The organism is Streptomyces sp. NPDC001970 (assembly GCF_053594115.1).
The window spans coordinates 109202-134601 of record NZ_JBSFDW010000024.1; the positions used below are offsets into that span (position 1 = coordinate 109202).

The 25400-nt window shown below is 71.3% G+C and carries 22 protein-coding genes and 3 pseudogenes; 13 read left to right on the plus strand and 12 right to left on the minus strand.

Annotation, left to right across the window (positions count from 1 at the left end; all coding sequences use genetic code 11):
* Positions 1-116: 116 nt before the first annotated feature.
* Entirely contained in the window at positions 117-767 is a 651-nt protein-coding gene (locus ACWCP0_RS26520; protein WP_451081284.1) for a M23 family metallopeptidase, read from the plus strand.
* Positions 768-787: 20 nt separating this feature from the next.
* Here ACWCP0_RS26520 and ACWCP0_RS26525 read toward each other — a convergent pair whose 3' ends face one another.
* A complete protein-coding gene (locus tag ACWCP0_RS26525; RefSeq protein WP_451081285.1) occupies positions 788-1357 on the minus strand; it encodes a TetR/AcrR family transcriptional regulator in 570 nt (189 codons plus the stop codon).
* Positions 1358-1488: 131 nt separating this feature from the next.
* On the opposite strand from ACWCP0_RS26525, the gene ACWCP0_RS26530 reads away from it, so the two are divergent.
* The 3 genes from ACWCP0_RS26530 to ACWCP0_RS26540 all read left to right on the plus strand — a co-directional run bounded on the left by ACWCP0_RS26530 (position 1489) and on the right by ACWCP0_RS26540 (position 4217).
* A complete protein-coding gene (locus tag ACWCP0_RS26530; protein WP_451081286.1) occupies positions 1489-3093 on the plus strand; it encodes an MDR family MFS transporter in 1605 nt (534 codons plus the stop codon).
* Positions 3094-3253: 160 nt separating this feature from the next.
* Complete coding sequence (locus tag ACWCP0_RS26535) at positions 3254-3712, plus strand: helix-turn-helix transcriptional regulator (RefSeq protein WP_451081319.1); 459 nt, start codon at positions 3254-3256, stop codon at positions 3710-3712.
* A 58-nt stretch (positions 3713-3770) separates the two neighbouring features.
* The gene (locus ACWCP0_RS26540; RefSeq protein WP_451081287.1) at positions 3771-4217 is read left to right on the plus strand and encodes a VOC family protein; all 447 of its coding nucleotides are present in this window, start codon (positions 3771-3773) and stop codon (positions 4215-4217) included.
* Positions 4218-4220: 3 nt separating this feature from the next.
* On the opposite strand, the gene cseC is transcribed toward ACWCP0_RS26540, so the two are convergent.
* From cseC to ACWCP0_RS26570, 6 genes and pseudogenes are all read right to left on the minus strand, one after another.
* On the minus strand, positions 4221-5783 hold the full coding sequence (cseC, locus tag ACWCP0_RS26545; protein WP_451081320.1) for a two-component system sensor histidine kinase CseC: 1563 nt from the start codon (positions 5781-5783) through the stop codon (positions 4221-4223).
* A complete protein-coding gene (gene cseB, locus ACWCP0_RS26550; RefSeq protein ID WP_451081288.1) occupies positions 5672-6376 on the minus strand; it encodes a two-component system response regulator CseB in 705 nt (234 codons plus the stop codon). Before cseB ends, cseC begins: the two co-directional genes overlap by 112 nt.
* A 123-nt stretch (positions 6377-6499) precedes the next feature.
* A complete protein-coding gene (locus ACWCP0_RS26555) occupies positions 6500-7171 on the minus strand; it encodes a hypothetical protein (RefSeq protein WP_451081289.1) in 672 nt (223 codons plus the stop codon).
* Positions 7172-7182: 11 nt separating this feature from the next.
* Complete coding sequence (locus ACWCP0_RS26560; RefSeq protein ID WP_451081290.1) at positions 7183-7836, minus strand: SigE family RNA polymerase sigma factor; 654 nt, start codon at positions 7834-7836, stop codon at positions 7183-7185.
* Positions 7837-8016: 180 nt separating this feature from the next.
* Positions 8017-9006 (minus strand): A/G-specific adenine glycosylase, encoded by a 990-nt coding sequence (locus ACWCP0_RS26565; protein ID WP_451081291.1) that lies wholly within the window; start codon positions 9004-9006, stop codon positions 8017-8019.
* A gap of 322 nt (positions 9007-9328) precedes the next feature.
* Positions 9329-9994, minus strand: a pseudogene (locus ACWCP0_RS26570) (phosphatase PAP2 family protein); the annotation flags it as partial.
* 241 nt (positions 9995-10235) lie between these two features.
* On the opposite strand from ACWCP0_RS26570, the gene ACWCP0_RS26575 reads away from it, so the two are divergent.
* Positions 10236-11036 carry a hypothetical protein gene (locus ACWCP0_RS26575; protein ID WP_451081292.1) on the plus strand — a complete coding sequence of 267 codons (801 nt, stop codon included), beginning with the start codon at positions 10236-10238 and terminating at the stop codon, positions 11034-11036.
* Between the two features lie 179 nt (positions 11037-11215).
* Here the strand turns inward: ACWCP0_RS26575 and disA are convergent, their stop codons facing one another.
* The gene (disA, locus tag ACWCP0_RS26580; RefSeq protein WP_451081293.1) at positions 11216-12349 is read right to left on the minus strand and encodes a DNA integrity scanning diadenylate cyclase DisA; all 1134 of its coding nucleotides are present in this window, start codon (positions 12347-12349) and stop codon (positions 11216-11218) included.
* A 237-nt stretch (positions 12350-12586) separates the two neighbouring features.
* A complete protein-coding gene (gene radA / locus ACWCP0_RS26585) occupies positions 12587-13996 on the minus strand; it encodes a DNA repair protein RadA (RefSeq protein ID WP_451081294.1) in 1410 nt (469 codons plus the stop codon).
* Between the two features lie 275 nt (positions 13997-14271).
* On the opposite strand from radA, the gene ACWCP0_RS26590 reads away from it, so the two are divergent.
* Entirely contained in the window at positions 14272-15975 is a 1704-nt protein-coding gene (locus ACWCP0_RS26590; protein ID WP_451081295.1) for a BACON domain-containing protein, read from the plus strand.
* Positions 15976-16039: 64 nt separating this feature from the next.
* Here ACWCP0_RS26590 and ACWCP0_RS26595 read toward each other — a convergent pair whose 3' ends face one another.
* Complete coding sequence (locus tag ACWCP0_RS26595; RefSeq protein ID WP_451081296.1) at positions 16040-16897, minus strand: hypothetical protein; 858 nt, start codon at positions 16895-16897, stop codon at positions 16040-16042.
* Positions 16898-16937: 40 nt separating this feature from the next.
* Between ACWCP0_RS26595 and ACWCP0_RS26600 the strand changes: the two genes are divergently transcribed.
* From ACWCP0_RS26600 to ilvD, 4 genes are all read left to right on the plus strand, one after another.
* Positions 16938-17870 carry a Ppx/GppA phosphatase family protein gene (locus ACWCP0_RS26600; RefSeq protein WP_451081297.1) on the plus strand — a complete coding sequence of 311 codons (933 nt, stop codon included), beginning with the start codon at positions 16938-16940 and terminating at the stop codon, positions 17868-17870.
* 53 nt (positions 17871-17923) lie between these two features.
* Positions 17924-18748 (plus strand): sugar phosphate isomerase/epimerase family protein, encoded by an 825-nt coding sequence (locus ACWCP0_RS26605; RefSeq protein WP_451081298.1) that lies wholly within the window; start codon positions 17924-17926, stop codon positions 18746-18748.
* The gene (locus tag ACWCP0_RS26610) at positions 18745-19386 is read left to right on the plus strand and encodes a TetR/AcrR family transcriptional regulator (protein ID WP_451081299.1); all 642 of its coding nucleotides are present in this window, start codon (positions 18745-18747) and stop codon (positions 19384-19386) included. Before ACWCP0_RS26605 ends, ACWCP0_RS26610 begins: the two co-directional genes overlap by 4 nt.
* A 147-nt stretch (positions 19387-19533) precedes the next feature.
* Positions 19534-21384, plus strand: a complete 1851-nt coding sequence (gene ilvD, locus ACWCP0_RS26615; RefSeq protein ID WP_451081300.1) for a dihydroxy-acid dehydratase — start codon at positions 19534-19536, stop codon at positions 21382-21384.
* Positions 21385-21504: 120 nt separating this feature from the next.
* Here the strand turns inward: ilvD and ACWCP0_RS26620 are convergent.
* Positions 21505-21660: pseudogene (locus ACWCP0_RS26620) on the minus strand (transposase); the annotation flags it as partial.
* A complete protein-coding gene (locus ACWCP0_RS26625; RefSeq protein ID WP_451081301.1) occupies positions 21661-23850 on the minus strand; it encodes a protein kinase domain-containing protein in 2190 nt (729 codons plus the stop codon).
* Between the two features lie 125 nt (positions 23851-23975).
* On the opposite strand from ACWCP0_RS26625, the gene ACWCP0_RS26630 reads away from it, so the two are divergent.
* From ACWCP0_RS26630 to ACWCP0_RS26640, 3 genes and pseudogenes are all read left to right on the plus strand, one after another.
* Positions 23976-24287, plus strand: coding sequence for an SH3 domain-containing protein (locus tag ACWCP0_RS26630; RefSeq protein ID WP_451081302.1), 312 nt, complete (start codon positions 23976-23978; stop codon positions 24285-24287).
* Between the two features lie 83 nt (positions 24288-24370).
* Positions 24371-24678: pseudogene (locus ACWCP0_RS26635) on the plus strand (peptidase).
* A 34-nt stretch (positions 24679-24712) separates the two neighbouring features.
* Positions 24713-25270, plus strand: coding sequence for a hypothetical protein (locus tag ACWCP0_RS26640; protein WP_451081303.1), 558 nt, complete (start codon positions 24713-24715; stop codon positions 25268-25270).
* Positions 25271-25400: the final 130 nt, after the last annotated feature.

Here is a 25400-nt window from a genome sequence, read left to right on the forward strand (position 1 = left end):
AGATGTCGTAGATGGGCTGTTTGAGGCGGGTTGGGGGTCCGGGTTACCAAGGTGGGGCACCCGGTGCTCAGGCGCCGGGTCGGTACTTGCCCGATCAGCCCGGAGGTTCTCCCCGCATGTCGAAGCGCAACATCAACCGTCTCCGCCCGTCCGTGCTCCGTACCCGTGGCGCCGTCGTGGCTGCCGGACTCGGCGCCGTGATGGTCGTCGGTGCCGGTGCCGGTGTCGCCGCCGCCGATACGGTGAAGGCCTCTCCCGCTGTCGCTGTCGCCCAGCAGGCCAAGGCGCAGGCGAAGGCTGCCGAGCAGGCCCACGTGGCCGTCGAGCCCGCCGCCGCGAAGAAGGCCGGCTCCTGGGTCAAGCCGGTCTCCCATTACACCCTGACCGCCAGCTTCAATCAGGGCGGCGCGATGTGGTCCCACAAGCACTCCGGCCAGGACTTCGCCGTTCCGGTCGGCACCCCGGTCAAGGCCGCCGGCGGCGGTGTCGTCGTGAAGGCCGGTCCGAACGGTGGCGGCGACGGCCCCGCGTACGGCAACGCCATCGTGATCAAGCACGCGAACGGCAAGTACTCGCAGTACGCCCACCTGTCGAAGATCAACGTGGGCGTGGGCCAGAGCGTGAACGCCGGCAAGGTCATCGCCCTCTCCGGCAACACCGGCAACTCGTCCGGCCCGCACCTGCACTTCGAGATCCGCACGACCCCGAACTACGGCTCCGCCCTGAACCCGGCGACCTTCCTGCGCGGCGTCGGCGTCTTCATCTGACGCCTGCCGCCGGTGGCGACCTACGCCTGGACCTGCGGCCCCTGGTGGGCCTGGGTCACCAGATCGATGGCGACCTCGAGGACAGCTTCGCGCTTCTCCTCGGGGTCGCCTTCGACGTTCTGCATGAAGAACGTGCCCGCGTGCATGGTGAACAGCGCGCTGACGCAGCGGACCCGGTCGGTCATGCTGAGGTCCGGCTCCTGGACCAGCCGGACCAGCGTGACCATGCGCTCCTTGAAGGTCACGCCGATGCTGAGCTCCCGCACGGTGGCCTGGTTCTCCTGCATGAAACGGAAGAGCGGCGCGGCCCCGGTGAGGGCTTCCTGATAGCGGCGCAGGATCTCCTGCTTGGTCTCCAGAGTGCGCGGCTGCTCCTCGGCCCAGGCGATCAGCTCGTCGACCGGCCGGTTCAGGTCCTGGAAGAGGCTGATGACGATGTCTTCCTTGGTCTTGAAGTGGTAGTACAGCGCCGCCTTCGTGACCTGCAGCCTCTCGGCGATCTCGCGGAGCGAGGTCTTCTCGTAGCCCTGCTCGGCGAAGAGTTCCAGGGCCACGTCCTGAATGCGCTGCCGGGTGTTGCCTCTGGCCATGGGGCTCTCCTGGGGGCGTGCGTATCACCGAATTACTTACTTGACGCCCGGCTAGTTACGAGTCTACTTTCCCCAGTGTAGTGAACTAGCCGGGCGGCAAGTAAGTGGTCAGGGGCCAGGGAGTGGGATCGATGGCGGCGGGACAGGAAGCGGCGACGAAGGCGATACCCGAGGAACCCGGCGGGGCGCAGCCGCGCAGCGTCCGTGTCGTACTCCTCGCGTTGATGATCGCGATGCTGCTCGCGATGCTCGACAACATGATCATCGGTACCGCGATGCCGACGATCGTCGGCGAGCTCGGCGGCCTGGAGCATCTGTCCTGGGTGGTCACCGCGTACACCCTGGCCACCGCCGCCTCCACCCCCATCTGGGGAAAGCTCGGCGACATGTACGGCCGCAAGGGCGTCTTCCTCACCGCGATCGTGATCTTCCTGATCGGCTCCGCGCTCAGCGGCATGGCCCAGGACATGGGCCAGCTGATCGGTTTCCGCGCCGTGCAGGGTCTGGGTGCGGGCGGGCTGATGGTCGGCGTCATGGCGATCATCGGTGACCTCATACCGCCCCGCGAGCGGGGCAGGTACCAGGGCATGATGGCCGGCGTCATGGCCCTCGCGATGATCGGCGGACCGCTGGTCGGCGGCACCATCACCGATCACTGGGGCTGGCGCTGGAGCTTCTACATCAACCTGCCGCTCGGCGCGGTCGCGCTCGCCATGCTCACCGTCGTGCTGCACCTGCCGAAGCGGGACCGGAGCGCGGGCAAGGTGCGGATCGACTACCTGGGTGCCGTACTGCTCACCGTCGGCATCACCTCGATCGTGCTCGTCACGACCTGGGGCGGTACGGAGTACGCCTGGGACTCCGCCGTGATCATGGAGCTGATCGCGATCGGTGTCGCCTCGCTCGTCGGCTTCCTCTTCGTCGAGACCAAGGCCGCGGACCCGGTCATCCCGCTGCACATCTTCCGCAGCCGCAACTTCACCCTCATGTCGGTGATCGGATTCTTCGTCGGCTTCGTGATGTTCGGCGCCGTGCTCTTCCTGCCCCTCTTCCAGCAGTCCGTGCAGGGCGCGTCCGCCACCAACTCCGGACTGCTGCTCCTGCCGATGCTGCTGTCGATGATGCTCGTCTCGCTGATCGCGGGCCGCGTCACCACGAACACCGGAAAGTACAAGATCTTCCCGATCGTCGGCGGCGGACTGATGGTCGCGGGACTCTTCCTGCTCGCGCAGATGGACACCGGCACCTCGCGGCTCGCATCCGGGCTCTACATGGCCGTCCTCGGCGCCGGCATGGGCTTCCTGATGCAGATCACGATGCTGGTCGCGCAGAACAGCGTCGAGCTGAAGGACATGGGTGTCGCGTCCTCCGCCACCACCCTCTTCCGTACGCTCGGCTCCTCCTTCGGCGTCGCGATCATGGGTGCGCTCTTCACCGGGCGGGTGCAGGACGAGATGGCCGCGCGGGGCGGCTCGGCCGCCACCCAGCAGTCCGCACAGCTGGACGCGGCGAGCCTGGCGAAGCTCCCGGAGCAGGTGCGCGAGGCGTACCAGATGGCCGTCTCCTCGGGTACGCACGTGGCGTTCCTGCTCGGCGCCGCGGTTGCGGTGATCGGGTTCGCGGCGGCCTTGTTCGTCAAGGAGGTGCCGCTGAAGGGTGCGGGCCCGGCGAAGCCGGGCGATGCCGGAGCCGGAGTGAACAGCGGCACCGGTGCCAAGGTCGTGGAGGCTGTCTGACCAGCAGGTTTCTGAACGGCGGCCCTCGGTGCACAGGCACCGAGGGCCGTTGTCAGTGGGGCGTGCCAGCATCGTGTCCGTGGAGAAGCGCGGGTCAAACACCACCCCGGCGACGGCGCACCTCGCCCATCTGCGGCAGCTGCGCCTCGCCAAGGACGCCATGGACCGCGACTGGGCCGAGCCGCTCGACCTGGACGCGGTGGCCGCCCATGCCGGGTACTCACGCTTCCACTTCGTCCGCGCCTTCAAGACGGTCTACGGAGACACGCCCGGCCAGTACCTGTCGCGCAGACGGATAGAGCGGGCCGAGGAGCTCCTCCGTACCGCGGATCTCTCGGTCACCGAAATCTGCTCACTTGTCGGCTTCAGCAGTCTCGGCACGTTCTCGGCCCGGTTCAAGAAGCAGACCGGCCTGACACCGAGCGAGTACCGGACGAAGCACGTGGGGCGCGGCGCCGCACTCATACCCGGGTGCTACGCCCTGCTCTGGGCGGGGGGCTTCCCGAGCCGCGACTCCGAGGACCGCGCCGAGGACCGCGATTCGGAGGACCGGGATGGCAAGGAGCGCGATTCCGGGGACCGCGATTCCGAGGACCGCAATTCTGAAGAAGCCGGTTGACCGGGCCGCTGCCTACGGTGGCAGGGCAAGCACGACGAGCGTCGACCAGGAGCGCGAAATGATCAAGGGACTCGCCATCTCCACCGTCTGGGTCCTCGACCAGGACCGGGCCAAGGACTTCTACACCGAGAAGCTCGGTCTGGAGGTCCGTACGGACATGACGATGGGCGAGGGCGGCATGCGCTGGCTCACCGTGGGCGCGAAGGACCAGCCGGACGTCGAGCTGACGCTGATGGTCCCGGGCGCGCCGGCCATGGACCCCGAGTCGGCGGAGGCCATGAAGCGGCTCGTCGCGAAGGGCGTCCTCGGCGCCGGGGTCCTGACCACGGACGACATCCACGGTGACTACGCCAGGCTGAAGGAGAAGGGCGTGGAGTTCCTCCAGGAACCGCAGGAGCGTCCTTACGGCACGGAGGCGATCTTCCGGGACGACTCCGGCAATTGGTTCTCGTTCACGCAGCGCCGTGAGGGAGCACTGGACCTGGACAAGGACTGGGCCTGCTAGGAGTCAGACCGGGAGCCGGGGCATCGGGAAGCTGCCGGTGTTCGTCGGGGCGTGGTCCGGGAGCCAGAGCACCGCGATCGCGCCGCTCGCGGTGCTACCCGGGTCGGCGGCGCCCTCGGGGTTGGCGTTGCGGAAGGTCAGCCTGGCACCGAGGACTCGTGCCTGGCCGGCCGCGATCGTGAGGCCGAGACCGTGTCCCTGCCCTGCGCGGTCGCTCGCGCCCGTGCGGAAGCGGCTCGGGCCCTCGCGCAGCAGTGCCTCCGGGAAGCCGGGGCCGTGGTCGCGTATCCGCACGACCCGGCCCTCGATGGTGACCTCGACCGGTGTTCTGCCGTGCTTGGCGGCGTTGGCCAGCAGATTGCCCAGGATCCGTTCGAGCCGCCGCGGATCCGTGCTGACCCACGACTCGTGCACGACATGCACGACCGCGTCCGGGTCCAGTGCGGTGACGCGGCGGCTGACGAACTCGCCGAGCGCGATCTCCTGGAGCTCGGCCCGCTCCGACGCACCGTCCAGCCGGGCCACCTCCAGCACGTCCTCGACCAGCGTGCGCATGGCCTGCGCCCGGTCCCGTACGAGTTCGGTGGGGCGGCCGGGCGGCAGCAGCTCGGCCGCCGTGAGCAGCCCGGTCACGGGGGTGCGCAGCTCGTGGGCGATGTCCGCGGTGACGCGGCGCTCCGCCTCGATGCGCTCGTTCAGCGCGTCGGTCAGGGCGTCGACGGCCCGTGCCAGCTCGTCGGTCTCGTCGCGTACGACGCCGCCGACGGCCTTCCGGACCCGAACCCCCGTGTTGCCCTGCGCGACCTTGCCCGCCGCGGCGGCGGCCTTGCGCAGCCTGCGGGAGAGCTGGCCGCCGATGAGCACGCCGAGCGCGGAGCCGGCGAAGACCACCGACACCGAACCGATGATCAAAGCCCGGTCCAGGTCCTTCATGATCGCGGTGCTGCGATCGGCGAAGCGGTTGTGCAGCGACAGCACATCCCCGTTGCCGAGCGGCACGGCGGCCCAGATGTCGGGGGCGCCGCTGTGGTGCTCCTGCACATAGGTGGCCTGCCGGCCGTCCACGAGCAGGTACCTCACCTCGCGCGGCAGCGCGGGATCGTTGAGCTCGGCGCCGAACTTGGGCTCGGTCTTCGGCTTCGTGGTCTCGTATATCCGCTGGGCGAAGAGCAGCCGGTTCATCTGCAGATCGCGCGCGTTGTCGAGCATCGAGACACGGGCGGCGTTGTGCACGACCAGACTCAGCGCGCACGCGATGAGGGCGCCGACGGCGGCGATCGCGATGCTGATCTTCCACCGGACGCCGGTGCGCAGGGCGAGTCGCTTCATGCGGCGTCCCGTTCCGATCCGGTGTGCGGCCGACGCGTGGGGTTTGCTGCCGGGGGTCCGGGGGGTGCCCCCGGTGCGTGCAGCCACCGGACGCCGGTGCGCAGGGCGAGTCGCTTCATGCCGGCTCAGGCCTTGAGCTTGTAGCCGAAGCCGCGGACCGTTTCGATCCGGTCCTGGCCGATCTTCGTACGGAGCCGCTGTACGTGGACGTCGACGACCCGGGTGTCCCCGCCCCAGCCGTAGTCCCAGACCCGCTCCAGCAGCTTGTCCCGGGACAGCACCGTGCCCGGCGCGGACGAGAACTCCAGCAGCAGCCGCATCTCGGTCGGCGTCAGGCCGACCGGCACGCCGGCGCGTCGCACCTCCATGCCCTCCGTGTCGACCTCCAGGTCACCGAAGGTCAGCACACCGCGCCCGCCCGACTGCCCCGGCTCACCGGAGTCGCCCGCGGCACCGCTCGCGTGCCCGAAGCGGCGCAGCACCGCACGGATACGGGCGACCAGGACCGCCCCGTCGAACGGCTTGGTGACGTAGTCGTCGGCGCCCGCCTCCAGCCCCAGCACCACGTCGATCGAGTCGGCGCGCGCCGACAGCATGATCACCGGCACGGTCGACTCGTCCCGGATCCGGCGGCACAGGCTGACGCCGTCCAGTCCCGGCAGCATCACATCGAGCAGCGCGATGTCCGGTCGGTTCGCGCGGAAGGCCTCAAGGCCGGCCAGCCCGTCCGGCATCGCGGTCACGGTGAAGCCGTCGCGCTCGAGCGCGAGCTGGGTGGCCTCACGAATGACGTCGTCGTCCTCGACGAACAGGACATGTGTCTCGGCCATCCTGCTGTACTCCGCTGCTCTCTCAGATCTCGCTCGGTCGTCGGTCGTCGTCGTTCGTCGTCGGTCGCCGGTCTGCTGCTCGGTCCACCGCTCGGCCGGTGCGCTGCCCGCCCGGCCCGTCGCTCAGTTGTCGCTCGGCGTCGGGGCCGGCTCGTCCACCACGTCGCCGTCCACCGCCCGGCTGTACTCGTTCTCGACCCGGTCGTGCTCCGTGAACTTGTTTCCGGCCCAGCGGTACGACGTCACGATCTCACCCGAGGGGTACGAGACCGGGTCGCCCTTCGCGTACACCTGCTTGGTGACGACCAGATCGCCCCGGTCGATCGTCGAGTAGATCGCGGGCTCCTCGGCGGCGAAGACATTCTTGTAGCCGCCGTCGCCCCCTCGGTAGACGAACGTCCCGATCCCCACCGCCTCTCCGCACGTCAGCACATTCACCACGACATCCGGCACCGGACTGTCCGTGAGATTCCCGTACGACGTGTCCACGGGGTACGCGTCCGCCGAGCACGGCTGCAGATCGGCCTTGACCCGCTTGCTGACCTTGGGGTCCTCCATGATCAGTCGGACCGCGTCGACCCTCTTCACCGGTGAGGCCGTCGTCGAGGGCTCGGGCGTCGACGGCGACTGCGCCACCGGATCGGTCCGCGCCGGACCCTCGTCGCGGGTACCCGTCCCACCGGTCGAACAACCGGCCGCGAGCAGCCCGAAGGCGGCGAGGCCGGCCACTGCCGTGCCACTCGCCGCCCATCGGCTGACGCCGCCTCTGGCACCGGCGCCGTCCTCGGCGCCCATGCCTTCTCCGGCTAGGCCGCGCACTGCTCCCGCCCCCGTTCCTCACGACGTGCATACGTACGATCCCCCCGCTGTTCCCGACGCTGCGCGGGGACTCGCGGCCCACGGCCTGCCGGGCCACGGCCCGCCGTTCCCCGGCTTTCCGGCCCTCGGCTCTCCAGCCCCCGGCCTTCGAGCTCGCGTGCTTCCAGCTCCTGGCGGAGCCGGGCGAGCGCCCGGTGCAGCGTGCTCTTCACCGTACCTGTCGACATGCCGAGCGCGGCGGCGGTCTCCTCGGTGCTCATCTGCTCCCAGTGCCGCAGCACGACGACGCTGCGCTGCTTGGGCGCGAGCACCTTCAGCACGTCCATGAGCAGGGCCCGGTCCGCGTGCTGCTCGGTGACGTCCTCGACACTCGCGTCGGGCAGCTGCTCGGTCGGGACCTCTTCGAGCTTGCGGGCCCGCCACCACTCGGTCCGCGTGTTGATCATGACGCGGCGGAGGTAGGCGTCGGCGAGCGACTTGTCGGCTATGCCGTCCCAGCGGCCGTACGTCCGTACCAGCGCCGTCTGCAGCAGGTCCTGGGCGTCGACCGGGTCGGGGACCAGACGCCGGGCACTGCGCAGCAGCGCCTCCTGCCGGGTGCGTACGTAGTCCTCGAATTCGAGCACCTCGCCGTGCGCCATTCCAACCGCCTCCGTCCCCGTGACAAGCCCCGTGACAAGCTGTGCGTTCCCGTGGTTTCCCTTACGCCACAGGAACCTACGGAGCTGTTGTCACGGGGCTGTGCGAAGCAGCCGTCGGAGGGCGCACGGCCATCCATCGGTTGTGTAACAACGGCACTTCGCGGGGTTCGCCGGAGATTCTCAGGTGAGGGGCAAGCGGAACCGCTCATTCTCCAGTGGCTCGACCAAACCGTCCGCAACCAGCCCGTCCAGGGCGCGGTGGCGCTGGACCGGCTCGTCCCAGACCCGGTCCAGGACCGCCCGCGGCACCGGTGCGACCGCCTCGCGCAGCACCGCGAGCAGCTTGCCCCGGACCTGGCGGTCCGTGCCCGCGTACGTCTGGCCGCGCCGCGGCGGCCCGTCGTGGGCCGGCTTCCCGGCCAGCCGCCACGCGCAGATCCCGGCGACCGGGCAGCGCCCGCAGTCCTCGTTGCGCGCGGTGCACACGAGCGCGCCGAGCTCCATCGAGGCCGCCCCCCAGCGCGCCGCCGTCGCCTCGTCGTCCGGCAGCAGGGCGCGGGCCAGGCGGCGTTCGGCGGCCGTGGTCGCGTTCGGCGGGTACTGGATGCCGGTCGCGGCCCGCGCGAACACCCGGCGGACGTTCGTGTCGAGGACCGCGTGCCGCTGCCCGTACGCGAACGACGCCACGGCGGCCGCCGTGTACTCGCCGATCCCTGGCAGCGCGAGCAGCTGTGCGTGCTCGCGCGGTACGTCGCCGCCGTGCCGCTCCGTTATCGCCACCGCGGCTCCGTGCAGCCGCAGGGCACGGCGCGGATAGCCGAGCCGGCCCCAGGCGCGTACGGCTTCACCGGGCGCTTCGGCGGCGAGATCGGCCGGGCGCGGCCAGCGGGCCAGCCACTGCTCGTACACGGGGAGCACCCGGCTGACGGGAGTCTGCTGGAGCATGAACTCGCTGACCATCACGCCCCAGGCGCCGGCTTCGGGGCGGCGCCAGGGAAGATCGCGGGCGTGCTGGTCGAACCAGGCGAGCACGGGGGCGTGGAGGCCGCGGTTGGCCAGGACATCGATGGAATCGTCGGCGGCGTCGGTGGCGGGATCGGCGTCGGTGTCGTCGATGGAGAGATCGGAGGAGACCTCGGCGGCGGGGGAGGGGATGTCAGTCGCAGTCATGGCACTTCCGATCCTGGCATGCGCAGCGGCGCCTGCCGTGGGAGGCGGGATCCGACGCGCGGTCCGAGGCGGGATCGGACGCGCGTTCCGAGGCTCGGTCCGAGGCGGGATCCGACGCGCGGTCCGAGACGTGGTCCGTGGCTCGGCCCGAGGCGGGATCCGACGCGCGGTCCGAGGCTCGGTCCGAGGCGGGATCCGACGCGCGGTCCGAGGCTCGGTCCGAGGCGGGATCCGACGCGCGGTCCGAGACGTGGTCCGTGGCTCGACCCGAGACGTGGTCCGTGGCCCGGACCGAGGTGCCGCTCGTGGCGACGCCGTCCGATGCGGCGTCCCGGCCACCAGGTCCCGCGAGGAAGAGCGCGAGCCGCGACCGGCTCGTCCGCATCGTCGCGGCCGGCGACGCGGCCGGACGCGCCGCCACCCCTACGGACACCACCGCGACGGCCGCGCCGAGCACCAGACCCACGGCCACGTCGTGCGGATAGTGGACACCGACGAAGACCCGCGAGAACGCCATCAGCAGCGCGAGCGGCACGGTGAGCCACCCGATGCGCGGCCGGGGCGCGACGAGTACGAGGGCGACGGCCGCCGCGCCCGCGATCGTGGAGTGGTTGCTGGGGAACGACCAGTCACCCGTCGGCGGCCACGGCACCAGCGACGCCACGGCACCAGCGACGCCACGGCACCCGCGACCGCGCGGCACGGCCGCTCCTCGTCCACGAGCGACTTCAGCGACTCGCTGCACACATAGGCCGCGGCGGTCGTGAGCGGCGCGAGGACGGCCAACGCCATCGCCCGTGCGTCCCCGGTGCGCGCCCGCCACCACGCGACGACGAACAGCACCCCGAAGAGCAGGAGCCCTGCCTCCGTCCAGAGTTCGGCGAGTTGCCGCACCCAGTGGGGGGTTTGCGTGGGCGAAGTCGGTGATGTCGCGGTAGAGGCCTACGGAGATGTCGCTGGAGACGCCGCTGGAGATATCGCTGCCCATGACAAGAAACCGTATGCGTGAGGAAGGTGCGATCACCCGGAGCCAACAGCCATGCCCCCCGACGAAAGTCGGGGTCAACAAGGCTATTTCGCACGGCACTCGGGCAAATTCTGCACAACCGGCCAAATGCCCTGGTCCGCACCGTCGAACAGGCAGGCCCGTGATGATGATCGACGCATTCGGACGTCATGGGCGGCGGGTGGGGAGGGAGTTGTACCCGATCTCTCGTACAGTTCGGTACGTGGGATCTCTGCGCAATCCGGTCGGGCCGCTTCCCTCCTCCATCTACTGGCGACGGAGGGCGGTCTCGCTGTCCCTGCTGGCGCTGCTCGCGCTGCTGGTCGTGTGGGCGGTCAACTACGGTGACCGCGGCACGAGGAGCACCGGCGACGACGGCAAGCCGGGCGGCTCCGGGCCCGCGCCCTCCATCACCCCCGGGGCGGACCCGTCGGGACCGGCGATCAGTGAACAGCCGGGCGGACGCGACGAGTCGGGCGCATCCGGCGAGAGCGACGGCACCGGCGACCCCGACAGTACCGAGGGCGGCGACGACACCGGCAAGAACGGCGATCCGGGCGCGAGTGGCGCGGCGAACGGCGGCGCCGCGAGCGCCGGTCGGCAGGTCCCTGCCGGGTCACCGCTGCCGAACTGCGCTCCGGGTTCACTGCAGTTGACCCTGCGCAGCGTCAAGGTCTCCTACGAGCCCGGTGAGAAGCCCCGCTTCCAACTGATCGCGAAGAACACATCGGCCGTCGCCTGCAAGGCCGACTTCGGGCCCAAGTCCGCGGTCCTGACCATCAGTGACAGCGCGGACGACGAGGTCTGGTCCTCCAGCGACTGCCCGCGCGGCAGCGGCAGCCTCCTGCTGCGCGTCCCGCCGAACTCGACGACCACGCACACCGTCGACTGGGACCGCCATCACAGCGCGCCCGAGTGCGCCACCCCGCCCGCGGGTCAGGCAGCAGCCGGCACGTACCTGGTGGAGGCGCGCTTCCCGGGTGCGACCGTGGCTCCCGCGTCGTTCCGCCTGGAGAAGGACTAGGCGCACCCCACGGCTCGCAGCTTCCCGCGGGTCGGACGTCGGGTTCCGGTGGGCCGGACGACGGGTTCCGGTGGGCCGGACGACGGCTTCCTGCGGGTCGGACGACTGGTTCCTGTGGGTCGGACGACGGCTTCCGGTGGGCCGGCGGTCGGTCTCCTGCGCGCCGGATGGCAGGCGCCTCAGACGTAGCGCTCCAGGATGGACGATTCCGCAAGTCGCGACAGCCCCTCGCGCACGCTGCGCGCACGCGCCTCGCCGACACCGTCGACCGCCTGGAGGTCGTCGACGCTCGCGGCGAGGAGCTTCTGCAGACCGCCGAAGTGCTCCACGAGCCGCTCGATGATCGTGCCGGGCAGCCGCGGCACCTTGGCCAGCAGCCGGTAACCGCGCGGCGAGACCGCGGAGTCGAGGGTCTCCGGCGAGCCGCTGTAGCCCAAGGCCCGGGCCACGATGGGCAGTTCCAGCAGCTCGGCGTGCGTGAGGTCGTTGAGCTCGACCAGCGCCTCGTCGACCGTACGGGACCGCTTCGCCGTCGGCTCGGGGACGTAGTCGCGGACGACCAGCTCCCGCTCGGGTTCCACGCCCGCGATCAACTCGTCGAGCTGGAGCGAGAGCAGCCGCCCGTCGGTGCCCAACTCCACCACGTACTCCGCGATCTCCGTCGCGATCCGGCGCACCATCTCCAGCCGCTGAGCGACCGCCGTGACGTCGCGGACCGTCACCAGGTCCTCGATCTCCAGCGCGGAGAGCGTGCCGGCGACCTCGTCCAGCCGCAGCTTGTACCGCTCCAGGGTCGCCAGCGCCTGGTTCGCCCGGGACAGGATCGCCGCGGACTCCTCCAGGACGCGCCGCTCCCCGTCCACGTACAGCGCGATCAGCCGCATCGACTGCGAGACCGACACGACAGGGAAGCCGCACTGCTTGGAGACACGGTCCGCGGTCCGGTGCCGCGTGCCGGTCTCCTCCGTCGGGATGGAGGCGTCGGGGACCAGTTGCACGCCGGCGCGGTGGATCTTGGTGATGTCCTTGTCGAGGATGAGCGCACCGTCGAGCTTGCACAGCTCACGCAGCCGCGTCGCCGTGAACTCCACGTCCAGCACAAAGCCACCCGTGCACATCGACTCGACCGTTTTGTCCATTCCGAGAACGATCAGACCGCCGGTGCTGCCCCGGAGAATGCGCTCAAGGCCGTCCCGCAGGGCGGTGCCCGGGGCGACCGCACTCAGAGAGGCGCGCATCAGCCACTCCTTGCCGGATCCCCCGGAGCCTCCGCCGGACTTTCCGGGTGCTGCGCCCCGGTCGTTGGCTGCCACTGCACTCCTCCGGCTCGTACGGACTGGCGAGACCAGGGCAAAGTCTAGCGACCCCGGTCAGGCCCGGGCGGCGTCACGGGCCGATGGCTGCTGCCCGGCTGCGTTGTCGTCGGTCGCCATGGCTCGGCCATTGTCTCTCTCCTCCGCCTTGCCGGACTCCGCCCTCGGCCCTCCCGCGAGGCCCTTCGGGCACGGGAGGTGCCCCCACCTTCTCCCGCCCGGGCCGGACCGGGGCCGCTACCGGCGCACCTCGTCCGCCCGCGGGGCTTCTGCCCGACGCCCGCGCGGGAGCACCCTCAGCGCGTCCCCCATGTCGGCGACTTCCGTGACCTTCATCCCGGGCGGGACCTTGCCCGGGTCGGACGGGACGAGGGCGTGGGTGAAGCCCAGGCGGTGGGCCTCCGCGAGCCGGCGCTGGACGCCCGTGACCCTTCTGACCTCGCCCGCGAGGCCGACCTCGCCGATCGCCACCAGGTTCTTCGGCAGCGGGGTGTCACTCGCGGCGGAGGCCAGCGCCAGCGCGATCGCGAGGTCCGCCGCCGGCTCGGAGAGCTTCACGCCGCCGACCGTCGCGCTGTAGATGTCCCGCTTGCCCAGCGCGCTGATGCGGCCCCGCTGCTCCAGGACCGCGAGCATCATCGACACCCGGGACGTCTCCAGGCCGGAGGTCGTGCGCCGGGGCGAGGGGATCTGCGACTCGACGGTCAGCGCCTGCACCTCGGCGACGAGCGGGCGGCGGCCCTCCAGCGTCACCGTGAGGCACGTGCCCGGCACGGGCTCGGCGCGCCGGGTCAGGAACAGGCCGCTCGGGTCGGCGAGTCCGGTGATCCCCTCGTCGTGCAGCTCGAAGCAGCCGACCTCGTCCGTCGCCCCGTAACGGTTCTTGACGCCGCGCACGAGCCGCAGCCGCGCATGCCGGTCGCCCTCGAAGTGCAGCACGACATCGACGAGATGCTCCAGCAGCCGCGGGCCCGCGATCGCGCCGTCCTTGGTGACGTGGCCCACCAGCAGCGTGGACATGGCCCGCTCCTTGGAGGCGCGGATCAGCGCACCCGCGACCTCGCGCACCTGGGCCATCCCGCCCGGCGCCCCGTCGATCTCGGGGGAGGCCACGGTCTGCACGGAGTCGAGGACGAGCAGTGAGGGCTTGACGGCGTCGAGATGGCCGAGGACGGCGGAGAGATCGGTCTCGGCGGCGAGATACAGATGGTCGTTCAGCGCGTTGATCCGGTCGGCCCGCAGGCGCACCTGGCTCGCGGACTCCTCGCCCGTCACGTACAGCGTGCGGTGGGCGTCGTTCGCCGCCTTCGCCGCGACGTCCAGCAGCAGCGTGGACTTGCCGACTCCCGGCTCGCCCGCGAGCAGCACGACGGCCCCCGGCACCAGGCCCCCGCCGAGGACCCGGTCCAGCTCGTCGACCCCGGTCGTACGGGCCGTGGCCTGCCGGCCGTCGACCTGGCCGATGGGCAGCGCGGCGTTCGTGACCCGCCCTGCGGCGGTCGTACGGACCGCGGGCGCGCCGTACTCCTCGACCGAGCCCCAGGCCTGGCACTCGGGGCAGCGGCCGAGCCATTTGACGGTCGTCCAACCGCATTCGGTGCAGCGGTAGGACGGCTTGTCCTTGGCGGTTTTCGTACGGGCAGCCATGGGGCACACCGTAGCGGTAGCCACTGACAGCCGTGCGGCCCCGGACGGCTCACCCGTACGGTCGACGGAATTTCCCACCGCACGCCCCACCGCGCGCCCCAGCGCGCGCCCGCCCGAGCGATCGCGTGTCCCCCGCCGCATCCCCGGCCGAAGAGCACAGTGACTCGCGTCGGGGCAAATGCTCCTGTCCCCCATCGAGGGACACCTTCACCCGTAAGAATTAAATGTGCCCAAGCGGCGCGAAGCGTGTGCCTTCCGCTGCTTACGGTCACCGGGTGACGAGCAGCAGGCCCGAAACCCCCACGCACACCACCGGCGCACACCGGGCGCACCACCGTGCGTCCGGTCAGCGGCCGACTCTCGGGCAGACACCGCCCGCGCGGTACGAGGCCTATCTGGACGGGCTGTTCACCTACTGCCTGTCCGCGCTCTGCGACCACGAGGCGGCGACGGCCGTGCTCGGCGACGTCCTGGCCATCTCCGAGCGGCAGTACGCGCGTTGCCCCACCGAGGAGGCCGAGCAGAAGGCCTGGCTGTACGCGCTGGCCCGGTGGGCCTGTCTGCGTGCGCTCGCCGAGCAGAAGCGCCGGAGACGGCAGGGGACGGGAGGCGCGCACAGCGGACGCGCCGTCCCCGTCCCCGTCTCCGAGGAGGCCGCGCCCAAGGTGTCGCCCGAGGCCGCCGAGCGGCGCCGTGCCGAGCTGGCGCAGCTGGCCTGGCCCGAGGCCGCCGGCACCAGCCCCGATCAGCGCGAGGCCCTGGAGCTCGCGGTGCGGCACCAGCTCGGCCCGCGCGAGGTCGCCGCCGTGCTCGGGCTGGACCCCGCCCGCGCCCGCGAGCTGCTCGCCTCGGCCGCCTGCGAGGTGGAGCGCACCCGCGCGGCGCTCGCCGTCGTCGAGACCGGAAACTGCCCTTCCGTCGCCCGGCTCACCGGCGACCACCAGGTGCTGCTCTCCGCGACGCTGCGGCGCGAGCTCGTGCGGCACGTCGACGACTGTCCGCGCTGCCGCCGCGCCGCCGAGCGCGCCGGGGCCACGGGCCCCTGGCCCGGCTCGTCCGCCACCCCCGACCGCCTGCCCCTCGTACCGGCGCCGCGGGCGGCGGCGTACGTGGCGATGCTGCACGTCCCCCGGGCACGCGCCGCGGCGCCGCGCTTCGGGCGCGACGGATTCCCCATGGACCCCAAGGACCACGCGGCCCGGCGCGACCGGCTGCGGGCCCGCGCCGTCACCACGACCGTCGTCGCGACGGTCGTCGCCGCGCCCGTGCTCGCGCTCTGGGCGGCGTACCGCGGCGCCCCGCTCACCGGCGAGGCCAACGGCTCCCCGTTCTTTGCGAGCGAGGTGGACGCGCCCGGAGGCATGGACGGGTCCCCGTACGACCGCTACGAGAACGCGGGGAACGCGCGCAAGGAACCGACCTCCCGCTTCACCGTCGGCAGCCGCACGCCCGATGTGTCCGTCGAGGTCATCAGCCCGGGCCTGACTCCGGACGGAACCTCTGCCCCTGGCCATGGGCCCGGCAGGCTCACCGTCGAGGCGCAGCCCTCCGGAGACACCACGATGATCACGCTCACGGCGTCGGGCGGCACGCCGGTCTCCTGGTCGCTGTGGACCGAGGCACCCTGGCTGTACGCGAGCCTCACCTCCGGCACGCTGCACCCCGGCGAGTCCGTGACCGTCTACGTGTCCGTGGACCACGACGCCGAACCGGTCGGGCCCTGGACCGCCCGCGTAGGGGTCAACCCGTCCGGCGCGGTCATCGAGATCGACGGCCACGGCTCGCGGCCGCCGTCGTCCGAGCCGCCGTCGCCTTCGGAGCCCCCGCCGTCGTCCGAGCCGCCCTCGACTTCGGAGCCCCCGCCGTCGTCCGAGCCGCCCTCGACTTCGGAACCTCCGCCGTCGTCCGAGCCGCCGGCCTCGTCCGAGCCGCCCTCCTCGGAGCCGCCGGCGACCGAGGATCCCGCACCATCCGGCTGACGAAGCGTTTCTCCGCGGCAGAGGTCACCTCGGAGCCGCCCCTGCCCCGCCCTCTTGCGCGCTCCTACGCCCGCTCAGGGTCAGCCGGATGCGGAGCCACCAGCGGCAGCGAGCTCGCCAGCCGCGCCTCGCACAGCTCCACGAGGATGTCGTACGCCGCCTTGCCCATGAGCTCCGTGAGCTCCGGGCGGTACGTCACGTACACCGGCTCGCCGGCGCCGTGTGCCGACGTGGCGGACGTGCACCACCAGTGGAGGTCGTGGCCGCCCGGCCCCCAGCCCCGCCTGTCGTATTCGCCGATCGAGATCTGGAGGACCCGAGTGTCGTCGGGACGGTCGATCCACTCGTACGTACGGCGGACCGGCAGCTGCCAGCACACGTCGGGCTTCGTCTCGAGCGGCTCGCGGCCCTCCCTCAGGGCCAGGATGTGCAGCGAGCAGCCCGCGCCGCCCGCGAATCCCGGGCGGTTCTGGAAGATGCAGGAGCCCTCCCAGCGGCGCGTCTGGCGGTCGCCGTCCTCGTCGACCTCGACCCAGCCGGACTCCGTGCCGACGTCGTGGAACTGCCAGAGCTCGGGCGTGAGCCGCGCCACATGCCCGGCGACCCGCTTCTCGTCGTCCTCGTCCGAGAAGTGCGCCCCGAGCGTGCAGCAGCCGTCGTCCGCACGGCCCGCCTGGATGCCCTGGCAGCCGCTGCCGAAGATGCAGTTCCAGCGTGACGTCAGCCACGTCAGATCACAGCGGAAGACCTGTTCGTCGTCCGCGGGGTCGGGGAACTCCACCCAGGCCCGGGCGAAGTCCAGCCCTTTCTCGTCCGGCTCGTCGCCCCGGGAGCGGTCCTTGGCGGGCTTCACTTCTTTCGCCGTCCTCGCGGATTTCTCCTGGACGGCTTTGCCCGGCTTCGTCTTTTTCGTCTTCGGCACGAGTCAAGCGTATGCGCGTGGCCGCAGTAGCGTTCCGTACATGAGACTCGGAGTCCTCGACGTCGGTTCGAACACGGTGCATCTGCTGGTGGTGGACGCTCACCCCGGTGCGCGCCCCATTCCCGCCCACTCCCACAAGGCGGAGCTGCGCCTCGCCGAACTTCTCGACGGCGACGGAGCCATCGGCCCCGACGGCGTGGACCGTCTCATCGCCACGATCGAGTTCGCGCTGCAGGCCGCCGAGGACAAGGGCTGCGAGGACGTCCTCCCGTTCGCCACGTCCGCCGTCCGCGAGGCCGCCAACGCCGACGCCGTGCTGGACCGCGTCAAGGCCGTGACCGGCGTCGATCTCCAAGTGCTCAGCGGTGAGGACGAGGCCCGGCTCACCTTCCTCGCCGCCCGCCGCTGGTTCGGCTGGTCCGCGGGTCGGCTCCTCGTGCTCGACATCGGCGGCGGCTCGCTGGAGATCGCGTACGGCATCGACGAGGACCCCGACGCCGCCGTGAGCCTGCCGCTCGGCGCCGGCCGGCTGACGGCGGCGATGCTGCCCGACGATCCGCCCCGTCCGGAGGACGTACGCGCGCTGCGCCGCCATGCGCGGACGAGCATCGCCCGCACGGTCGGCGAGTTCAGCCGTTTCGGACGCCCCGACCATGTCGTGGCGACCTCCAAGACCTTCAAGCAGCTCGCCCGTATCGCGGGTGCCGCACGCTCCGCCGAGGGCGTCTACGTGCAGCGTGAACTGAGCCGGGCGTCGCTGGAGGAGTGGGTCCCCAAGCTCGCCGCCATGACCGGGGGGCAACGCGCGACACTCCCCGGGGTCTCCGAGGGCCGCTCCGGGCAGCTGCTGGCGGGAGCCCTGGTCGCGGAGGGCGCGATGGATCTCTTCGGGGTGGATGAGCTGGAAATCTGTCCGTGGGCGCTGCGCGAGGGCGTGATCCTGCGCCGCCTGGACCACCTCCCCACCGTCTGATGCCGTCGCCCCGCCCCCGGATGCCGTCCCGCAGGGCCCGTACGCTGTCCTTCGTGGCAGAACCAGTGGTGCGCATCCCGGATGCGAAGGTCGCCCTGTCGACGGCCTCCGTCTATCCGGAGTCGACGGCGACGGCCTTCGAGATCGCCGCGCGCCTCGGCTACGACGGTGTCGAGATCATGGTCTGGACCGACCCTGTCAGCCAGGACATCGAGGCGCTGCGCCGGCTCTCCGACTACCACGAGGTGCCGATCCTGGCCGTCCACGCGCCCTGTCTGCTGATCACGCAGCGGGTCTGGTCCACCGACCCCTGGGTGAAGCTGCAGCGCGCGCAGTCGGCCGCCGAGAAGCTCGGCGCGTCCACCGTCGTCGTCCATCCGCCGTTCCGCTGGCAGCGGCAGTACGCGCGCGACTTCGTCTCCGGCATCTGGCGGATGGCGAACGAGACGGACGTGCGCTTCGCCGTCGAGAACATGTACCCGTGGCGCTATCGCGACCGCGAGATGCTCGCGTACGCCCCGGACTGGGACGTCACCAAAGAGGACTACCGGCACTTCACCATCGACCTCTCGCACACGGCCACCTCCCGCACGGACACCCTGGCCATGCTCGACCGCATGGGCGACCGGCTCGGGCACGTCCACCTCGCCGACGGCAAGGGGTCGGCGAAGGACGAGCACCTGGTGCCGGGGCGCGGCGACCAGCCGTGCGCCGAGCTGCTGGAGCGGCTCGCCCGCACCGGCTTCGACGGCCACGTCGTCATCGAGGTCAACACGCGGCGGGCGATGTCGGCGGCCGAGCGTGAGGCCGACCTCGCCGAGGCGCTGGCGTTCACCCGGCTCCACCTGGCGTCGGCGGCCCGGGTCGCGGGCTCATGACCTCCGGCGCGGCGCCCCGCAGGCGCGGCCGGCCCGCCCGCAGGGAGGCGGACAGCGGCCCCGGCGCCCGTGAGCGGATCCTCCAGGCGGCCCGTACGGAGTTCGCCGAGCGCGGCTACGACAAGACGTCCGTCCGCGGCATCGCCAAGGCCGCGGGCGTCGACCCGGCCCTCGTGCACCACTACTTCGGTACGAAGGACGAGGTCTTCGCGGCCGCCATCGAGGTGTCCTTCGTGCCCGCACTCGTCATTCCGGCGGTCCTGGGGGAGGGGGCGGAAGGCATCGGCGAGCGGCTCGCGCGGTTCTTCATCGGCGTCTGGGAGAACCCGGCGACCCGCGCCCCGCTGCTGGCGATCATCCGTTCCGCGATGACGCACGAGGCGGCGGCGAAGGTGCTGCGCGGTTTCGTGCTGCGGCGGCTGCTGGAGCGGGTCGCGGGCGAGCTCGACGTGCCGGACCCGAAGTTCCGGGCGGAGCTGGCGGCCTCGCACATGCTCGGCATCGTGGTCATGCGGTACGTGATCCAGGTGGAGCCACTGGCCTCGGCGGACCCGGAGGACATCATCGCGATGGTGGCTCCGACGCTCCAGCGCTACCTCGCGGAAAAGGACGGCGGCGGAACCGGGCAGGACGGGTGAACGCGGCGCGCCTGCCGGTGACCGCGGCGGTCGCGCCGACTGCCCGAAGGACGGAACTCCGTCCCGCATTCCGGACAACACGTCCAGATCTTGGAGCAGCGGCGTAGGCTCGACAAGAGCCAGAACTGTCTGAAGGAGCGAGCGACGATGCCCGAGCTGAGGTCCCGCACAGTCACCCACGGCCGCAACATGGCGGGTGCCCGCGCCCTTATGCGGGCGTCGGGCGTAGCGAGCGAGGACATCGGCAAGCCGATCATCGCCGTCGCCAACTCCTTCACCGAGTTCGTGCCGGGCCACACCCACCTCGCCCCGGTCGGCCGGATCGTCTCCGACGCGATCCGCGCCGCGGGCGCCGTCCCGCGCGAGTTCAACACCATCGCGGTCGACGACGGCATCGCGATGGGCCACGCAGGCATGCTCTACTCCCTGCCGTCCCGCGACCTGATCGCGGACAGCGTCGAATACATGGTCGAGGCGCACTGCGCGGACGCCCTGATCTGCATCTCCAACTGCGACAAGATCACCCCCGGCATGCTGATGGCGGCGCTGCGCCTCAACATCCCGGTCGTCTTCGTCTCCGGCGGCCCGATGGAGGCCGGCCAGGCGACCCTCGTGGACGGCACGGTCCGCAAGCTGGACCTGATCAACGCGATCGTCGACGCGGTCAACGAGAACGTGTCGGACGAGGACGTCCTCCGCATCGAGGAGAACGCCTGTCCGACCTGCGGTTCCTGTTCCGGCATGTTCACCGCCAACTCGATGAACTGCCTCGCCGAGGCCATCGGCCTGGCCCTCCCCGGCAACGGCTCGGTCCTCGCCACCCACACCGCCCGCAAGGCCCTGTACGAGAACGCGGGCCGTACGGTCGTCGAGATCACCAAGCGCTACTACGAGGAGGGCGACGAGTCCGTCCTGCCCCGCAACATCGCCACCCGCGAGGCCTTCGAGAACGCGATGGCCCTCGACATCGCCATGGGCGGCTCGACGAACACGATCCTCCACCTGGTCGCCGCCGCCCAGGAGGCCGAGCTCGACTACGACCTCACCGACATCGACGCCGTCTCGCGCCGCGTCCCCTGCCTGGCCAAGGTCGCGCCGAACGTCGCCCCCGGGGGCACCTACTACATGGAGGACGTCCACCGCGCAGGCGGAATCCCCGCCATCCTCGGCGAGCTCTACCGCGGCGGGCTGCTGAACGAGGACGTCCACACCGTGCACTCGGCGTCGCTGGCCGAATGGCTCAAGACCTGGGACGTCCGCGGCGGCTCCCCCTCCGCCGAGGCCGTCGAACTGTGGCACGCGGCCCCCGGCTGCGTCCGCTCCGCCACCGCCTTCTCGCAGTCCGAGCGCTGGGAGTCCCTCGACGTCGACGCCGAGAACGGCTGCATCCGCTCGGTCGAGCACTCCTACTCCAAGGACGGCGGCCTCGCCGTCCTCAAGGGCAATCTGGCGGTCGACGGCTGTGTGGTGAAGACCGCCGGCGTCGACGAGTCGATCTGGACCTTCGAGGGCCCGGCCGTCGTCTGCGAATCGCAGGACGAGGCCGTCGAGAAGATCCTCTCCAAGGTCGTGAAGGAGGGCGACGTCGTCGTCATCCGCTACGAGGGCCCGCGCGGCGGCCCCGGCATGCAGGAGATGCTCTACCCGACCTCCTTCCTCAAGGGCCGCGGCCTCGGCAAGGCCTGCGCCCTGGTGACGGACGGCCGCTTCTCCGGCGGCACGTCGGGTCTTTCGATCGGCCACGCCTCCCCGGAGGCCGCCTCGGGCGGCACGATCGCCCTCGTCGAGGACGGCGACCTCATCCGTATCGACATCCCGAACCGCTCGATCGAACTCGTCGTCGACGACGCCACGCTGGCCGCCCGCCGCGAGGCCATTGGCGGCGTCTACGCCCCGAAGAACCGCGAGCGCAAGGTCTCGGCGGCCCTGCGCGCGTACGCGGCGATGGCGACGAGCGCGGACAAGGGCGCGGTGCGGGACGTGTCGAAGCTGGGCTGAGCCCGGCTGCCGGTTCGTCCGAAGCCCCCGGCGGGACAGGCAGATTCCAGGGGTCGTTGCAACACAAGTGATCAACTGGCTGTTCCAGGAGCTCAGCAAGGCGCTCGGCCGGGGTTCCCGGCCGAGCGTTTTGCGTGGCCGGCTGTTGAGCTCGGCGGCGACGGCGTCCAGCTCCTCACGGATGTAGCGGGCGAGGTGTGTGCCCTTGGGGAAGTACTGCCGCAGCAGACCGTTCGTGTTCTCGTTCGAGCCCCGCTGCCAGGGGCTTCGGGGGTCTCACCAGCGCGCCGGGTCGCGAGCGTCCACAGCGAAGACGGAGCCGTCCGGGGCGGTCGCGACGACCTTGCCCGGGGTGATGACGGGCGCGGGCAGGTACGCCGCGAAGCCGAGCTTCCCGCCGTGCAGCCGGGGGCGGGTCTGACCGAGCACGACACCGCGCCGTGTATCGACCGCGAAAAGCCGTCCGTCGGCGGCGGAGAAGTAGAGCCGGTCCTCACCGTCGACGACGGGGCGTGAGACGCGCCCTGCACCGGTCTCCAGACGCCACAGTTCGGTGCTCTGCGCGGCGGTCGTATGCAGGGTGTCGACCGCCAGCAACGTGCCGCCCCGCGCCAGCAGGTAGGCGGTGTTGCCACGCACGGCGAGCTGCGGTTCGGCGAGCGGGAACGGCAGCTTCACGTGGTGTGCGGCCCGCTGCCGGGGCTCGTAGCGCACGATCGCGTCGGTCTGCGTGTTCGTGTCCACAGAGGTGAGGAAGACGGTGTCGCCCAGGGAGGCGGCCGGGGTGAGGTTCCCGTCGATCCTGCGCTGCCACGCCACGTTGCCGCTGCGTGGATCCACTGCGGTGACCAGGGTGGTGTGGCCGTCGGCGGAGACCTCGAAGGCGTGGAGTCGCCCGGTCTCCTCGTTGTAGACGCCGAGGTCCGGGCGGGTGTGACCAGGGAGGGCGTGGCGCCAGCGGGTCTTTCCGGTGGCCGCGTCCAGGGCCTCGACGCGGCCGGCGGGCGACACGAGGAGTACGGTGTCGCCGGCGAAGCCGATGCCGCCCTGGTACGAGGAGATGTCCGCGCTCCAGCCGGCCGTGCCGTCGGCAGGGTGGTACGTCTGGACCTTCGCTGTGAGTGTTGTCCCCGACGTGGTGTGCACCAGCCCGCCGGAAACCGCGGGACCGAAGGCGGCGTGGCCCTCCTCGGTCTTCGCCGCCGACGCCGTGACCGACCAGACCACCCGTCCGTCGGTGGGGTCGAGGCGTGCAGCACTGACACCGGGTACGGAGCAGTAGAGCGCAGCATCCGTGAACCTGCAGGCCGGGGCGGTGTCGCCGGAGGCACGCAGCGTCGTCTGCCAGGAGGTCGGGGCCTTGGCCGCCTCCGTGTGCGCGGGCGAACCGGGCGGGTTCGTGTCCGCGCCGCCGTACGCCCGCACCATGAGCGCGCCCCCCGTGACCAGAAGCGCGGCTCCTGCTGCCAGCAGGCGCGCGTGCGTCCGCCTGCGCGTGCGCGACCGGGGAGGTATGCCGCCCGTCGGCCCGCCGGAACCGCCGTGCGTCTCCGGCTCTGCGCCCTGCGTCTGCGGCTGCCCTGTCGACGGCGTCACTCCGGCCGATCGCCGCTGAGCGGGTATGAAGGCCGCGGCCTCGTACGAAGGGGGGCGCAGGTCGGCCATGATCTCGTCGGGGGTGGGCCGGTCCGCGGGATTCTTGGCCAGACACCGGCCGATCAGCGGTGCGAGTTCGGCGGGTACCCCGGCCAGGTCGGCCTCGTCGTGCACCACTTGATAGGCCACGATGTACGGACTGTCCGAGTCGAAAGGACCGCTCCCCGTAGCCGCGTGCACCAGCACCGACCCCAGGGCGAAGACATCGGCAGCAGGCCCTACCTCGCGCGGTCGCTGGAACTGCTCGGGCGCCATGAACGGCGGCGAGCCGATCAGCTTCCCCGTCTCCGTACGCAGATCGCTGTCGAACGGCCGGGAGATCCCGAAGTCGATGACCTTCGGACCGGTGTCGGTGAGGAGCACGTTGCCGGGCTTGAGGTCCCGGTGGACGACCCCGGCGCGGTGGATGTCGCGGAGTGCCTCGGCGAGTCCGGCCGTGAGCCTGCGCAGTTCGGCGGGCGTCATGGGGCCGTTCCGCTTCACCTGATCGGCGAGCGTCGGCCCGGGCACGTAGAGGGTGGCCATCCACGGGCGGTCGGCATCCGGATCCGCATCCACGACCGACGCGGTGAAGGCCCCGCTAACCCGGCGCGCGGCCGCGACCTCCTGCCGGAACCTGGCCCTGAACTCCGGGTCGGCCGCGTACTGTTCATGCACGATCTTGACCGCGAGACGCATCCCGGACGCGGACCGGGCGAGATGCACGACGCCCATGCCGCCGGCGCCGAGGCACGCCTCGAGACGGTACTGCCCTGCGTATTCCGGATGTTCCGCTTCCGGGCCGGTGCCACTCTTTCGCAGCGGCGGCATCGTCCACCCCCGTGTGTTCGTCCGCAAGCGCGACGCTCGGAGCCTAGCCGATGGTTCGTTTGAGACCGACGGGGCTTGCTAGCCTGCGCATCGCAGAGCAGTGAACGCCAACGGGGGGAGACCGCATGGCCGTTGAAGAGATCGAAGAGAGTGCCGGCGACGCAGTCCGGGCCGAACTCGCCGCGGACGTCGTCAGGTACCCGATCGCGCCCGGTTACCGCGTCAACGTCCGGTCCGGCCCAGGTCGCCAGTACCGGCTGATCCGCACCCTGCCGTACAACGTGAAGGTCCCGGTGTACTGCCAGAAGCCCGGCGAGCAGATCACCGGCCCGTACGGCACGACCACGCTGTGGGACAACATCGCCGACGGCGAGTTCGTCTCGGACGCCTACGTGAACACGGGCAGCGACGGCTACGTCGCGCCGCGGTGTTCCTGACCGACGGAATGTGGCAGGTCAACGGGCGTGGATGAATCTGGGGTCGGGCGCTCGGTGCCGCAGCCGGCGCGACCCTGCTGACGATGGGGAGCGCCACTGTCGCGCCGGCCGCGGAAGCCGCGGGCACTGCGGAGGCGTACGAGGTGAGGCGCTACCCGGTGGCCCCGGGCTCTCGCCTGAACGTCCGCAGCTGCCCGGGCACGAACTATCGGATCGTCAAGGTGCTGCCGTACGGCGCGAGCGTGCCGATCAACTGCCAGAAGCCGGGCGAGACGGTGACCGGCCGTACGGCACCTCGAACCTCTGGGACAACATCGCCGATGGCCAGTACGTCTCGGACGGGTATGTGAACACGGGCAGCGACGGCTACGTCGCGCCGCGCTGCCCCTGACCCGGCCCGTCCCACCCCGGGGATAATCGATCCCGTGAACGAGAACCACGACGACACCCCGGGCACCCCGGGCAAGGCCGGCGACACCGGTGCGGGCGCGGCCGGCGAGGCCCCCCGCACCGGGCCGCAGCCCGAGCCGATCCGCTTCTTCGGCACCACCTGGGTGGACCACGACGGCGGCTACGCCCTGCGCCGCGCCGCCGTCGCCGGCGGCTCCCTCGCCGCGGCCGTCGCCGGATGTCTGGCGCTCCGATTCGGCTACCAGGGCCTGGAGGTCGCCAAGGTCGGCGGGTTCGTGAACACCCTCGTGATCGTCATGTTCGCGATCTGCAGCGCGCTCGCCTTCCGTAAGACCTGGGAGGGCTTCACCCGCCGTCCCGCCGACCCGGCCCGCGAGGAATCCCTCCGCAGCCTGAAGGCGATCGGCTTCATCGGCTCCCTCCTCGCGTATTTCTTCCGCTCCCTCACCGAGGCCCCGGGCGAGAGGCTGCGCCGCTCGGAGTACGAGGAGGCCGTCGCCCAGTACGAGAAGCGCCGCGGCACTCGCACGCGCAACCCGGCGGCCAAGAAGAAGCCGAAGCCCCGCCGCTAGGACCTGTCCTCCGGAGCGCGCACGCGCCCGGTCCGAGCTGTTCCTCGACGAGGGTGTCGAGGAGGCGTGCGCTCCGGATGAGGCTGTCGCACTCCGCGCGCCGGATCCGCTGTCACACTCCGCCCCTCCT